Genomic DNA, 12,908 nt, shown 5'->3' with positions numbered 1-12,908 from the left:
GGCACTGAACCCTGGATGCACGAATGCTCGAACTGATCGCCCTCCATCCCGTCCTCGACAACTCCTGGATCAATTTCGACGTCGGCGCTCTCGTCCAGAACTTCTGGAGCGCCACCTTCGACGGCCTCACCTTCGGTGCCATCTACGGCCTGATCGCGGTCGGCTACACGCTGGTCTACGGCGTGCTCAACCTGATCAACTTCGCCCACTCCGAGGTGTTCATCGTCGGCGCGTACGGCGTCGTGATCACCCTCACCTCGCTGGGCTTCGGCCCCAGCGCCCCCAACCTCAGCCCCGCCGCGATCATCGGCGACCTCCTGCTGGCGCTCCTCGTCGGCATGGCGGCGTCGGCGTTCACCGCGTTCGTGCTGGAACGGGTGGCGTACCGGCCGCTGCGAAAACGGAACGCGCCCCGCCTCGTGTTCCTCATCACGGCGATCGGCGCCTCGTTCACGATCCAGTACCTGATCTTCCTGATCCGGGGCGCGAACGCGGAGCCGGCGGTGACGATGTTCATCCCGACACCGATCTTCGACGTGTTCGGGACGATCGTGAACAGCCAGCAGATCATCATCGTCGTGGCCTCCGTCCTCCTGATGGTCGCGACCGATCTCTTCATCCGCCGCACCCGCACCGGTCGCGGCATCCGCGCCGTCGCACAGGACGCCGACACCGCGACGTTGATGGGCGTCAACAAGGAGAAGATCATCGTCATCACGTTCGTGGTCGGCGGCGTCCTCGCCGGTGCCGCGGCCCTCTTCTACGTGATGCTGGTGCCCTCGGGCGTCATCTACAACGGCGGCTTCGTGCTCGGCGTGAAGGCGTTCGCCGCCGCCGTCCTGGGCGGCATTGGCAACGTGCGCGGCGCCCTCCTCGGCGGCCTGCTGCTGGGCGTGATCGGCAACTACGGCCAGATCCTGCTCGGCGACTCGCAGTGGACCGATGTCGTGGCGTTCGTGGTCCTCGTCCTGGTGCTCCTGGTGAAGCCCACCGGAATCCTGGGAACCTCGCTCGGAAGGAGCCGCGCATGAGCATGACCGAAGGTCCCAAGGTCCTGCCCGACGGCCGGTCGGAGCAGGCGGCGGATGCGATGGAGGCGGCCCGCGGCGGCCGGCGGGGGCCGTTCCAGCCGCTCCGCGACAGGTGGAACTCGCTCCCGCGCCCGATCCAGTGGCTGTGGCTGCTGATCGTGGTGGCGCTGGCGTACGCGCTGCCGTACCTCAACTTCTTCCCGCTCACCACCGAGCCAGGCAACGACTGGCCGCTCGCGTGCTTCGCGATGGCGACGTACGCGCTGGTCGCGGTCGGCCTCAACATCGTGGTCGGCTACGCCGGCCTCCTCGACCTCGGCTACGTCGCGTTCTTCGCGGTCGGGTCGTACACGGCCGCGATGCTGACCAGCCCGGACTCGCCGTTCCTGAAGATCCCGTACCTGTGGACCATCCCGGTCGCCATGGCGATCACGATGATCTTCGGCGTGATCCTCGGCGTGCCGACCCTCCGGCTCCGCGGCGACTACCTGGCGATCGTGACCCTCGGCTTCGGAGAGATCGTGCGCATCCTCGCGACGATCATCCCGGCCCTGAAGGGTCAGGTCGGTTTCCAGAACGTCGGGCACCCGCCGGGGGAGCAGGCGAACGGCATCCCGATCTTCTCGAACTCGAACGGCGTCCCCTGGTACTGGCTGACGCTCTCGATCATCATCATCGTGCTGCTGCTCGTCGGGAACCTGGAGCGCAGCCGGGTCGGACGGGCGTGGATCGCGATCCGCGAGGACGAGGACGCCGCCGAGATCATGGGCGTCCCGACGTTCAAGTACAAGGTGTGGGCGTTCGCCATCGGCGCCGGCGTCGGCGGCCTCTCCGGGGCCCTGTTCGCCGGGCAGGTCGGCTTCGTCAACAACCAGAAGTTCGATGTGCAGACCTCCATCCTGTTCCTCGCGGCCGTCGTGCTCGGCGGTGCGGGCAACAAGGTGGGCGCGATGATCGGCGGAGCGATCGTGGCGTACATCCCGCTGCGCTTCACGGCGATCGCGGACTACAAGTACCTCATCTTCGGCATCGCGCTCGTGCTCATCATGATCTTCCGCTCGCAGGGTCTGTTCCCGGCGCGGCAGAAGCTCCTGGCGTACGGCAGGCACGCGTACCGACGAGTCAGCGAGGCGGCGAAGGGAGGCGCACGATGACGGACGCGCAGAACCCCGGAGCGCCGGAGGAGGTGGCGCTCGGCGCCAACGAGGACGAGCTGGAGGCGGCGGGCGTCGATCTCGACGTCGCCGAGGCGGCGGCGCCCGACCGCGAGATCGCGGTCGAGGTCGGCGAGAACATCGTCGAGGTCCGCAACCTGACGGTCAAGTTCGGCGGCCTGCTCGCGCTCGACGACGTGTCGTTCGACATCCGGCGCGGCGAGATCCTCGGACTCATCGGCCCCAACGGCGCGGGGAAGACGACGTGCTTCAACGCGATGACCGGCGTCTACAAGCCGACCAGCGGGGATGTGCTGCTGGAGGGCCAGTCGATCAAGGGGCGCAAGCAGCACCAGATCACCCGGCTCGGACTGGCCCGCACCTTCCAGAACATCCGCCTCTTCGGTGAGATGACGGCGCTGGAGAACGTGGTCGTCGGCCTCGACGCGCGCCACCGCACGTCGGTCCCTGGAGCGCTGCTGCGCCTGCCGCGTCACACGCGGGAGGAGAAGTCGGCGATCGAGCGCGGGATGGCGCTGCTGGAGTTCGTCGGCATCGCCGACCTCGCCGGCACGCTCTCCCGACACCTCCCGTACGGCTACCAGCGCCGCCTCGAGATCGCGCGCGCACTCGCCACCGATCCGAAGGTGCTGTGCCTCGACGAGCCGGCGGCCGGCTTCAACCCGGCGGAGAAGGAGGAGCTGATGGACCTCATCCGCACCATCCGCGCCGACGGATACACCGTGCTCCTCATCGAGCACGACATGAAGCTGGTCATGGGAGTGACCGACCGGATCGTGGTGCTGGAGTTCGGCCGCAAGCTGGCGGACGACACGCCGGAGGCCATCCGGAACGACCCGCGCGTGATCGCCGCCTACCTCGGGGAGCCCGAAGATGACGTTGCTTGAGCTGAAGAACATCAGCGTGTCGTACGGCCGCATCGAGGCCATCCACGACATGTCCTTCTCGGTCGAGGAGGGGGAGATCGTGAGCCTCATCGGGGCGAACGGAGCGGGCAAGTCGACCACGATGAAGACGGTCTCCGGCATCCTCAACCCGACGAAGGGGTCGATCCTCTTCGACGGCGAGGACATCACGAAGATGAAGGCGCACATCCGTGTGGTGCGCGGCATCTCGCAGGCGCCGGAGGGCCGGGGCATCTTCCCCGGCATGACGGTGATGGAGAACCTCGACATGGGGGCGTTCGGCCGCAAGGACCGCAGCAACATGAGTGCCGACTTCGACCGGGTGTTCGGCCTGTTCCCGCGGCTCGCCGAGCGCAAGTCGCAGGCAGGGGGAACCATGTCCGGCGGCGAGCAGCAGATGCTCGCCATCGGCCGCGCGCTGATGTCGAACCCGCGTCTGCTGCTGCTCGACGAGCCGTCGATGGGGCTCGCGCCGCAGTTCATCCGCCAGATCTTCTCGATCATCACGGAGATCAACCAGCAGGGGACGACCGTGCTGCTGGTGGAGCAGAACGCCAATCAGGCGCTGGCCCGCGCGCACCGGGCGTTCGTGCTGGAGACCGGCAGCATCACCCACGCCGGAACCGGCAAGGAGCTCCTGGCAGACCCGGCGATCAAGGAGGCGTACCTGGGCGTCGCGTGAGCGCCCGCCGAGGGGCACGTCGTGGCCGCCATCCCGCGCGGATGAAGGCCACGACGTGCCCCTCGGCTGCGGGATGGCGGCGGCGCGTTACGGTAAATTCACCTGCGTGTATCTGAAGAGTCTGACGCTCAAGGGCTTCAAGTCGTTCGCTCAGCCGACGACGTTCGCCTTCGAGCCCGGCGTCACCTGCGTGGTGGGGCCGAACGGCTCCGGCAAGTCCAACGTCGTCGACGCGCTGGCCTGGGTGATGGGCGAGCAGGGCGCCAAGACCCTGCGCGGCGGCAAGATGGAGGACGTCATCTTCGCCGGCACCTCGACGCGCGGTCCGCTCGGGCGCGCGGAGGTGCAGCTCACCATCGACAACTCCGACGGCGCCCTGCCGATCGAGTACTCGGAGGTGACGATCTCGCGCACGCTGTTCCGCAACGGCGGCAGCGAGTACGCCATCAACGGCCAGTCGTGCCGGCTGCTCGACGTGCAGGAGCTGCTCAGCGACTCCGGCCTCGGGCGTGAGATGCACGTCATCGTCGGCCAGGGTCAGCTCGACGCCGTCTTGCGCGCGACCCCGGAGGAGCGCCGCGGTTTCATCGAGGAGGCCGCCGGCATCCTGAAGCACCGGCGCCGCAAGGAGAAGACCCTCCGCAAGCTCGACGCGATGCAGGCCAATCTGACGCGCCTCAGCGACCTCGCCGGCGAGGTGCGACGCCAGCTCAAGCCGCTCGGTCACCAGGCCGAGATCGCCCGTGAGGCGCAGTCCATCGCCGCGATCGTCCGCGACGCCCGGGCCCGCCTCCTCGCCGACGAGGTCGTCGGGCTCCGTCGCGTGCTCGACGACCACACGCGCTCGGAGGCCGAGCGGCACTCCGAGCAGATCGTGCTGCAGGAGCAGCTGGAGCAGAAGCAGCTGCGGCGCACCCGGCTGGAGCAGGCGCAGATCGGCGATGCGGTGGACGTGGCCCGCAGCACGGCCTTCGCACTCGAGCAGGTGCAGGACCGCCTGCGCTCCCTCTACACGCTCGCCACGCAGCGGCTCGCCCTGCTCGGCAGCCAGGCGGACGCGCCCGACGACGGCCCGCGGGTCAGCCCGCAGATGGTGCAGGACGCCCACGACGAGACCGAGCGTCTGCGCGGCGTGGTCGCCGCGGCAGAGGCCACCTGGACCGCAGCGCAGGCGGCGACGAAGGCGGCGCGCGAACGACTGGACGCCGTCGACGAGGAGATCGCCGCGCAGAGCGCCCTCGTCTCGCGCCACGACCTCGAGATCTCCCAGCTGAGCGGACAGGCCGAAGCGGCCGCCCAACGTCTCGCCGCCGTGCGCGGGGAGGTGCTGCGCCAGCAGAGCGCGCTCGACGCCGCATCCCAGCGCCTCGCCCAGGCGCAGCAGGCGTTCGACGAGCGCGAAGCCGAGGCCGAGGAGACGGACGCCGGGGAGGGCTCCCTCGACGAGGCGTACGAGCTCGCCCAGGCCGACGTGTTCGAGGCGGAGGGGGAGATCGAGCGGCTCCGCGAGGAACTCCACACGTTGGAGCGCGAGCGCGACGCCCTCGCCGCCCGCACCGGCGCCCTCTCGCTCGCCCTCGATCAGAAGGACGGATCCGCCGCTCTCGTCTCCGCACGGCTGGCGGGCGTGCGGGGGCTGGTGGCCGAGCACGTGCGTGTGCATCCCGGCTACGAGGCCGCCATCGCCGCGGCGCTCGGTTCGCTCTCCGACGCCGTCCTGGCCGACGACCGTTCCGCAGCGTTCGACGCCGTCGCCCATGCCGCCGCCGACGATCTGGGCCGCGTGGAGGTCGTCCTCGCCGACGCGCCGGTGCCGGAGGTCGATCTGAGCGGTGTCGACGGCGTGGTCCCCGCGCGGAGCGTCGTCGAGGCTCCCGGCGGCATCCTCGGCGTCCTCGCTTATACGGCCGTGGCGGACGACCTCGACGCCGCGCGCGCTGCCGCCGACGCGTTCGCCGCCCGCGACCTCGGCGGTCCCGTCACGCTCATCACGCGGGCCGGGGACGTGCTCACCCGGTACGTGCTCCGCGGCGGCTCGGGTGCCAAGCAGAGCCGCATCGAGCTCATCGCCGAGCGTGACGCGGCGGCGGACCGGCTGGGAGAGGTGACCTCCCTGATCGAACGCGCCGGCTTCGCGCTCGCGGAGCAGCGGGGCGTCGTCCAGGTCGCCAAGGAGCAGTCGCAGGCGGCACTGGCCTCCCTGCGGGAGTTCGACGCTCAGCTGGCCGCACGCACCGAACAGCTGAACCGCGTGAAGGTGCAGCTCGAGGCGGCGCTGGCGGAGTCCGAGCGGCATGGTCGTGCCCACGAGCAGGCCGCCGAGCGCGTCGCGGAGGCGGAGGCCGCCGCCGAGAAGGCGAAGGCCGAGCTGGAGTCGGCGCGTTCGCGCCCGCGGCCCATCCTCGACGTCAGCGCGCGCGACACGCTCTCCGCCGAGCTCGACAGCGCGCGGGAGGCCGAGGTCGAGGCACGGCTCGGCGTCGAGACGGCGAAGGAGCGCGTGCGGGCGGAGCAGGCGCGCGGAGAGGCGCTCGCCCGCCAGCTCGAGGCCGAGCGGGCCGCCGCGGAGGAGGCCGCCCGGCGCGCCGTCGTCCGCCGACGGCAGCTCGACGCGGCGCAGGCCGTCGTGGACGCCCTGCCCCCCGTCCTCGCCTCCGTCGACCGTTCGGTCGCGCAGGCCCGGCTCGAGCTCGCCACGGCGGAGGCGGAGCGCGCCAGCCAGAACGAGGAGCTCGCGACCGTGCGCCGCGAGGAGAGCGCGCTGCGCGAGCGCCTGCACGGCGTCACCGAGAGCGTCCACGGCCTCGAACTGCAGATCTACGAGAAGAAGCTGCACCTCTCCAGCCTGCTCGAACGCGTCGGAAGCGAACTCGGCCTGGTGGAGGACGTCCTGGTGGCCGAGTACGGCCCCGAAGTGGGCATTCCCGTCGCGCGGGACTCGGAGGACGGCGATCCGGCCGACGGGGCGGAGCAGCCCACTGTCCCGTTCGTGCGCGAGCAGCAGCAGAAGCGCCTCGCCCAGGCGGAGCGCAAGCTCGCCCAGCTCGGTCGGGTCAACCCGCTCGCCCTGGAGGAGTTCGCCGCACTGGAACAGCGCCACAAGTTCCTCACGGAGCAGCTGACCGACCTCACGAACACGCGCAAGGACCTCGTGACGATCATCGAGGAGATCGACGAGAAGATGCAGACGATCTTCGAGTCTGCCTTCGCCGACACCGAGGCGGCCTTCACACGGGTCTTCCCGATACTCTTCCCGGGCGGCGTCGGCCACATCGCCCTCACCGACCCGGACGATCTGCTGACGACCGGTATCGAGGTCTCGGTCAAACCGGCCGGCAAGAAGATCGAGCGCCTCTCCCTGCTGTCCGGCGGTGAGCGCTCCTTGGCCGCGGTGGCGCTGCTCATCGCGATCTTCAAGGCGCGCCCCAGCCCGTTCTACATCATGGACGAGGTGGAGGCGGCGCTCGACGACGCCAATCTCGGCCGCCTGCTGTCGATCTTCGAGGACCTGCGCGAGGACAGCCAGCTCATCGTCATCACGCATCAGAAGCGCACCATGGAGATCGCGGACGCCCTCTACGGCGTCTCGATGCGGCAGGACGGGGTCTCGGCCGTCGTCGGTCAGCGCGTCGCCCAGGAGGCGGCGTCGGAGGACCGCGCGGCGTCGTGACGGACGGGTGAGGCGATGCTGCGCCCGAGAGCCCGCAACGACCGTGGCAGGGGACGTCAGATCCTGATTGCCCCGACCTTCTCTTCGACGCCGTTCAGCGCCTCCCGCGCCCTCCGCTCGCAGCGGACGGCGGCCGCTTCGAGATCGTGCTCACGCAGAGAAGCGGCGAGGAGGGTGTCGTCGCGGTGGGAGCCGAGCGCGTCCTGCACCGCCTCCGCCGCCGCGGCGAGGCGCACGGCGTGCCGCCCGAGGTCGTCCGCGACGGCCTCCGCCGCGTATCGCACCCGCCGGGCGGCCTTGCGTGTCTCATGCCGCTCCGCCAGCGCGTCGCCGCGCGTGGCGTGCACCCGGTCGACGGCCTTCGCGAGGCCGCGGCGGACGACCCGGCGCGGGTGCTCCCTGCCCGCGACGGTGAGCGGGGGATCGGCGGCGAACGACTGCACGTCCGCCAGGAGCCGCCGGTGGGAGCGACCGTGAAGGTGCTCCAGGAGGGCGTGCAGCGCCTCGCGGTGCTCCGCGCGCGCCTGCGCGGCCAGCGCCTCGACCGCATCGACCAGCGCGGGATCGTCATCGGCGCCGGGGAGGTCGTCCAGCGCATCGGCGCGCACCTCCCGGTCGCGCACCTCGCCGAGCCGCGCGCCGAGCGCCTTCAGCCGCGCCCGCAGCCGCCGGGCCTCCTCCGGCTCGAACGCCTTCCGGTAGACGCCGAGGATGCTGCGCAGCCGCCGGACCCGCGTGCGCGCCTGGTGCACGGCGTCCTCCCCGTCCGACTCGATCGCGACGAGCTGCTCGGCGAGCTCGGCCGACACCGCCACGAGGGAGAACATGGGCCAACGCTAGCAACTAGTCTGAGTGTCATGGCAGACCGCACCCCCTGGTCCTTGTCGGGCGCCCTTCGCGGGCTGTTCGCCAAGAAGACCATCGATGAGAACACCTGGGACGACCTGGAGGCGGCGCTGATCACAGCCGATTTCGGGCCGGACGTCACCGAGGCGATCGTCGACGACCTCCGCGCCAAGGTGGAGCGCTTCCACACCACGGACCCGGCGGACCTCCAGCGCATGCTGCGGGAGACGCTCGAGGAGCGGCTCTCGCGGCACGACACCACGCTCACGCTCAGCGACCGCCCCGCGATCGTGCTGGTCGTGGGCGTGAACGGGGTCGGCAAGACGACCACGATCGGCAAGTTCGCCAAGTTCCTGCGCACCTACGACCGCACCGTGATCGTTGGCGCGGCCGACACCTTCCGCGCGGCGGCCGTCGAGCAGCTCGCGACGTGGGCGGAGCGCGCAGGGGCCGCCATCGTCCGCCCGCAGCAGCAGGGGCAGGACCCGGCCTCCGTCGCGTTCCAGACGGTCGAGAAGGCCAAGAACGACGGCATCGAGATCGTCATCATCGACACGGCGGGCCGTCTCCAGACCAAGGGCGGTCTGATGGACGAGCTGTCCAAGATCAAGCGTGTCGTCGAGAAGCAGGCGCCGATCTCGGAGGTGCTCCTCGTGCTCGACGCCACCACCGGGCAGAACGGCCTCGCCCAGGCGGAGGCGTTCCTGGAGCACGCCGGCGTCACCGGTCTCGTGCTCACGAAGCTGGACGGCTCGGCCAAGGGCGGCTTCGTGCTCGCGGTGCAGGAGCGCACCGGCATCCCGATCAAGCTGGTCGGCCAGGGCGAGGGGATCAACGACCTCACCGGCTTCACCCCGCACGTCTTCGCGCAGCAGCTGGTCGGATAGGGGGAGAGCGTGGCGATCGAGCACGACTATTTCGGGATCATCGACGAGACGGCCTCGGGCGGCCTCGCCTGGTCCGACACGGTCGACCTCGCGGACCAGGCCGTCGAGGTGGAGCTGCTGGCGGACGACGAGACGGCGGTCACGGAGTTCGCCCTCGATGCGGCCGCGGCGCTCGTCCAGGCGCTCGAGGGCTTCGATGCGCGGGCGCGGGACGCCCTGGTCGCCGAGCTGAGCTCGCGCCAGTCGGCGACGAGCACGTACATCGACCAGCACGTGGACATGATGGGGGAGAGCCTCGTCGACCTCCTGGTGCACAACTCGGGCGACATCGCGATCGACGTCCTGCGTTCGCTGCAGCTGCTCCACATCGTCCTCCAGCCGGACAACGCCGAGGAGGACGAAGTGTTCGCCACCTTCGACTACTCGATCAGCCCCGACGAGACCGACGCCATCCTGACGGTCTCCTTCGACGTGCGCGGCGATGTCGTGGCGGTCGACACCCAGGGCTGACCACTCGGCCGACGCACGGCGGACGCGCGGCCGCTCCCGGTAGACTTGTCGGATCATGGCTACTTTCGGCACGCTGTCCGACCGTCTCGCGGACACCTTCAAGAACCTGCGCACCAAGGGCAAGCTGTCGCCGTCGGACGTCGACGGCACCGTGCGCGAGATCCGCCGCGCCCTGCTCGACGCCGACGTCGCGCTCGACGTGGTCAAAGAGTTCACCGGAAAGGTGCGCGAGCGGGCGCTCAGCGACGACGTCAACAAAGCGCTCAACCCGGCCCAGCAGGTCGTCCAGATCGTCAACGAGGAGCTCATCGGCATCCTCGGCGGCGAGCAGCGCCGCCTGCAGTTCGCGAAGAAGCCGCCGACGGTCATCATGCTCGCCGGCCTCCAGGGCGCGGGAAAGACGACCCTGGCCGGCAAGCTGGGCAAATGGCTCGTCAAGGACGGCCACACGCCCCTCCTCGTCGCCGCCGACCTCCAGCGTCCCAACGCGGTCACCCAGCTGCAGATCGTCGGCGAGCAGGCCGGGGTGCCGGTCTATGCCCCGGAGCCGGGCAACGGCGTCGGCAACCCGGTGAAGGTCGCCAAAGACGCCCTGAAGTTCGCCGAGACGAAGCAGTACGACACGGTCGTGATCGACACAGCGGGCCGCCTGGGCGTCGACGCCGAGCTGATGAAGCAGGCCGCCGACATCCGCAAGGCCACCGACCCCGACGAGGTGCTGTTCGTCATCGATGCGATGATCGGTCAGGACGCCGTCGCGACCGCGAAGGCCTTCCAGGACGGCGTCGACTTCACCGGCGTCGTGCTCTCGAAGCTCGACGGCGACGCCCGCGGCGGTGCCGCCCTCTCGGTCGCGTCCGTCACCGGTCGGCCGATCATCTTCGCGTCGACCGGTGAGGGGCTGGACGACTTCGAGCCGTTCCACCCCGACCGCATGGCGTCGCGCATCCTCGACCTCGGCGACATCCTCACCCTCATCGAGCAGGCCCAGGAGGCCTTCGACGAGGAGGAGGCGCGCAAGGTCGCCGAGAAGTTCGCGACCGACAGTTTCACGCTCGACGACTTCCTCAAGCAGATGCAGCAGCTGCGCAACATGGGATCCATCAAGAAGATGATGGGCATGCTCCCCGGCGCCGGGCAGATGAAGCAGCAGCTGGACAACTTCGACGAGCGCGAGATCGTGCGCACGGAGGCCATCATCCAGTCGATGACGAAGGCCGAGCGAACCACGCCGAAGCTGCTCAACGGCTCCCGCCGCCTCCGCATCGCCAAGGGCTCCGGCACCACCGTCACCGAGGTGAACCAGCTCGTCAACCGTTTCGAGCAGGCAGCGAAGATGATGAAGACCGTCGCCAAGGGGGGCGTTCCGAACGTCCCCGGCATGGGACCCATCCCGGGTGCGGGGTACGCCGGCCGCAAGCCGCAGGCCAAGAAGAAGAAGGGGTCTCGTTCCGGCAACCCGGCGAAGCGTGCGGCGGAGAACGCCGCGCTCGCGTCGGGCATCGACCCGAACGCGACGTCGGCCCGCGCCGGAAGCGGCTTCGGCCTGGGAGGCGGCGCAGCAAAACAGGGCGGCCCCACCGAGGAGGAACTGGCCTCGCTGCAGAAGTTCCTGGGCCGCTGAGGCCCGCTCGCCGAGCCGCCGCCTAGAGCGTCGCCACGAGGGGAGCCAGCCGGCTCTCGATCCGCGCGGCCACGGCGCGCTGGCCCGCGGCATTCGGGTGGATGCCGTCCGGCTGCAGCAGGTCCGCCTTGCCTTCGAGCGGGCGGCCGAGGTCGAGGAAGTCTCCGCCGACCGAGCGCACTGCGGCGCCGACGATGTCGTCGACGCGGTCGAGGGTGGCGGGCTGCGCGTCCGCTCCCCAGATGCCCGTGATGCCGATGATGCGGGCGTGCGGGAAGGCGTCCCGCAGTTCGCCGAGCAGCTGATCGGCGTTCGCCTCGATGCGGGCGGGATCCTCGTACCGGTCATTGCGGGTCGCGGCGATGAGGATGTACGCGGGGTGCAGCGCCAGCGCCTCCTTGACTTGGTCGCCGTAGGTCTTGCCGTTCCAGCCGGTCTTCACGAAACCGGAGCCGGACACGGCGAGGTCGTCGAGTCGCCAGCCGTGCTGCGCGGCGACGAGGGCGGGCCAGGACTCGTCCGGCCGCACGCCCTTGCCGAACGCGATCGAGTCGCCGATCGCGACCGCGGAGGGCTGCTCGTCGGCGGCGGGAGCCGCGGCGGACTCCGCTGCGACGGGTCGCGCCGTGGCGGCGCAGCCGGCGAGGGCGGTTGCGGCGACGATCGCGGCGAGTGCCAGCGCGAGACTCAGAGGGCGTCGCCGGCGCGGTCGGGTGGTGGGCACGGAGCGAGGATAGATCGCTGAACCTGCGTGATCACTGTGTGTCGTTCGGCGCGCCCCGGACTCTCGGTCAGAAGCGGATTCGGAGGTGTCAGCTCGCGGGCGTCGCCGTGCTCGCCGCGCGCGCCTCCACGAGGCCGTCGAGTGCGGTGAGCGCGACCGCGGCGATGGCCTGCTGGCCGGCGACGGTCGGATGCTCGCCGTCGGCCTGCACGAGTCCGTCCTGGTCGCGGTAGGGCTCGCCGAGGTCGATCCACGTGCCGCCCTCTGCCTCCACGGCCGCCTTCAGAGCGGCATCCAGCGGCGCGAGGTCGTCGTCCGAAGCGGCGCCGCTCAGCGCGTCGTAGCCGATGATCTGGGCGTGGGGGAGGGCGGAGTGCAGCCGGTCGACAGCGGCGGACATCGCGGCGGCGACCGTCGCAGTGTCCGTGCCCAGATCGTTGTCGGACGCGCCGATCAGGACGAGCTGCGCCTTGTCGGCGATCGCGGCCGTCACCTGGGTCGCGAAAGTGCCGCCGTCGGCGCCGGTGGCCACGAACCCGGCCCCGGAGACGCTGAGGTTGTCGAGGCCCCAGCGGCGGTCCACGGCGAGCAGCTCCGGCCACGCCTCCGTCGGCTCGAGGCCCAGCCCGGCCTCGATCGAGTCGCCGATCACCGCGACGCGGGTGTGGGCGTCCGCCACCGCCGTCCCGACGGGGGTGGGCGGCGTCGCGGCCGAGCACCCGCTGAGGGCCAGGGCCGCGCCGCTCGCCACCGTCACGGCGGCGGCCAGCGCGGCGAGCGGGCGGTGGGAGAGCATGCCTCCACCCTAGGAACCGACCCTTTGTCTTCGCTATGGGCGGCACACGGTGTTCCTG

General features: G+C 70.6%; 11 protein-coding genes. 8 read left to right on the top strand and 3 right to left on the bottom strand.

The features are described 5' to 3' along the window. Positions 1-23: 23 nt before the first annotated feature. The 5 genes from LLS1_RS05030 to smc all read left to right on the top strand — a co-directional run bounded on the left by LLS1_RS05030 (position 24) and on the right by smc (position 7,463). Entirely contained in the window at positions 24-1,031 is a 1,008-nt protein-coding gene (locus LLS1_RS05030) for a branched-chain amino acid ABC transporter permease (protein WP_223360649.1), read from the top strand. Beyond that, entirely contained in the window at positions 1,028-2,185 is a 1,158-nt protein-coding gene (locus LLS1_RS05025; RefSeq protein ID WP_226653848.1) for a branched-chain amino acid ABC transporter permease, read from the top strand. The genes LLS1_RS05030 and LLS1_RS05025 overlap by 4 nt, the downstream gene beginning before the upstream one ends. Then, complete coding sequence (locus tag LLS1_RS05020) at positions 2,182-3,093, top strand: ABC transporter ATP-binding protein (RefSeq protein WP_226653847.1); 912 nt, start codon at positions 2,182-2,184, stop codon at positions 3,091-3,093. Before LLS1_RS05025 ends, LLS1_RS05020 begins: the two co-directional genes overlap by 4 nt. After that, entirely contained in the window at positions 3,086-3,793 is a 708-nt protein-coding gene (locus LLS1_RS05015) for an ABC transporter ATP-binding protein (protein ID WP_374758246.1), read from the top strand. Before LLS1_RS05020 ends, LLS1_RS05015 begins: the two co-directional genes overlap by 8 nt. A gap of 106 nt (positions 3,794-3,899) precedes the next feature. Further along, positions 3,900-7,463: a chromosome segregation protein SMC gene (smc, locus tag LLS1_RS05010; protein WP_226653845.1), complete on the top strand. Its 3,564-nt coding sequence runs from the start codon at positions 3,900-3,902 to the stop codon at positions 7,461-7,463. A gap of 56 nt (positions 7,464-7,519) precedes the next feature. Here smc and LLS1_RS05005 read toward each other — a convergent pair whose 3' ends face one another. Beyond that, positions 7,520-8,290 (bottom strand): CHAD domain-containing protein, encoded by a 771-nt coding sequence (locus LLS1_RS05005; RefSeq protein WP_226653844.1) that lies wholly within the window; start codon positions 8,288-8,290, stop codon positions 7,520-7,522. Positions 8,291-8,320: 30 nt separating this feature from the next. On the opposite strand from LLS1_RS05005, the gene ftsY reads away from it, so the two are divergent. Genes ftsY through ffh form a run of 3 tightly spaced genes read left to right on the top strand, consistent with a single transcriptional unit; the run spans position 8,321 to position 11,330 of the window. After that, positions 8,321-9,196, top strand: a complete 876-nt coding sequence (ftsY, locus tag LLS1_RS05000; protein WP_226653843.1) for a signal recognition particle-docking protein FtsY — start codon at positions 8,321-8,323, stop codon at positions 9,194-9,196. Between the two features lie 9 nt (positions 9,197-9,205). Further along, positions 9,206-9,706: a DUF2004 domain-containing protein gene (locus tag LLS1_RS04995; protein ID WP_223360656.1), complete on the top strand. Its 501-nt coding sequence runs from the start codon at positions 9,206-9,208 to the stop codon at positions 9,704-9,706. 55 nt (positions 9,707-9,761) lie between these two features. Continuing rightward, the gene (gene ffh, locus LLS1_RS04990; protein WP_226653842.1) at positions 9,762-11,330 is read left to right on the top strand and encodes a signal recognition particle protein; all 1,569 of its coding nucleotides are present in this window, start codon (positions 9,762-9,764) and stop codon (positions 11,328-11,330) included. 22 nt (positions 11,331-11,352) lie between these two features. Here the strand turns inward: ffh and LLS1_RS04985 are convergent, their stop codons facing one another. Further along, positions 11,353-12,054 (bottom strand): SGNH/GDSL hydrolase family protein, encoded by a 702-nt coding sequence (locus tag LLS1_RS04985; RefSeq protein WP_226653841.1) that lies wholly within the window; start codon positions 12,052-12,054, stop codon positions 11,353-11,355. Between the two features lie 88 nt (positions 12,055-12,142). Further along, the gene (locus tag LLS1_RS04980; RefSeq protein ID WP_226653840.1) at positions 12,143-12,850 is read right to left on the bottom strand and encodes an SGNH/GDSL hydrolase family protein; all 708 of its coding nucleotides are present in this window, start codon (positions 12,848-12,850) and stop codon (positions 12,143-12,145) included. Between the last annotated feature and the right edge of the window lie 58 nt (positions 12,851-12,908).

The organism is Leifsonia sp. LS1, assembly GCF_020521355.1.
Lineage (GTDB): Bacteria > Actinomycetota > Actinomycetes > Actinomycetales > Microbacteriaceae > Leifsonia.
The sequence above is the reverse complement of the archived record's forward strand: the minus strand, read 5'-3'. Positions and strand labels throughout refer to the sequence as shown.